This is a genomic window from Photobacterium sp. MCCC 1A19761, assembly GCF_037389125.1.
GTDB lineage: Bacteria > Pseudomonadota > Gammaproteobacteria > Enterobacterales > Vibrionaceae > Photobacterium.
This window is the reverse complement of sequence record NZ_JAZGTF010000066.1, coordinates 1-948: the sequence shown is the minus strand read 5'-3', so window position 1 is coordinate 948 and position 948 is coordinate 1. Positions and strand designations below refer to the sequence as shown.

Below are 948 nucleotides of genomic sequence, written 5' to 3'. Positions count from 1 at the left end.
TGTAGTGGTCAAGTAAAATTGGCCACAGTTTTAGAGTCATTCCAGAATAACCGTTCTGACTCATTTGGCGTCAAACCACCGTTATATTGATGTGGCCTGACCTTGCTGTAATATTCCGTGATGTACTGTGTGATTGAACGCTGTGCCTGGGCAAAACTCTCATAACCTATTGATGGTACCCATTCTGTTTTTAAGCTTCGGAAGAATCGCTCCATCGGGCTGTTATCCCAACAATTTCCTCGGCGGCTCATACTTTGCTCAATCTGATATCGCCAGAGAAGTTGCCGAAATTTCAGACTGGTGTAATGCGAGCCTTGATCACTATGGAACATCACATTTTTCGGCTTTCCTCTTGCCTCAAAAGCCATTGATAGCGCTTTACCCGTTAAGTTGGTATCCGGCGATAGAGACATTGCCCAACCGACGGGTTTTCTTGCAAAGAGATCGATAACCACGGCTAAATAAGCCCAACGCGTTCCAACCCAAATATACGTGACATCACCGCACCAGACTTGGTTCGGCTCCGTCACGGCGAACTGGCGGTCTAATTTATTAGCGACTTCAACGTGTTCTTGAGTCGCTTTCTTGTAAGCATGCTTAGGCAGCTGACAGCTCACTAAGCCAAGCTTTTTCATTAACTTACTTGCACGATAACGGCTCAGTGGTATTCCTTTTGTCGTCACGATCTCTGCGATAGTTCGAGCCCCCGCTGAGCCATTACTGATGCGGTACGCGGCTTTAACTTCGCTACATAGCACAACAAAGTCAGAATTAATCGCCTTGGGGCGGCCAGACCAATATTTGTAACTGCTTCGATGGATGCTGAACACATCACAAAGCGTAGAAACACTGTGGCTCTGCTTGAGTTTCTCGACTAGCGAGAATTGTTCAGCGAGTCGGACATCAAGAGAGCTGTAGCCTTTTTTAATATTTCATTATGTTCTTCGA

Annotated in this window: 1 pseudogene; it reads right to left on the bottom strand. The window is 46.1% G+C overall.

The features are described from left to right. Nucleotides 1-8 precede the first annotated feature (8 nt). Nucleotides 9-929, bottom strand: a pseudogene (locus VV869_RS24345) (IS3 family transposase); the annotation flags it as partial. Nucleotides 930-948: the final 19 nt, after the last annotated feature.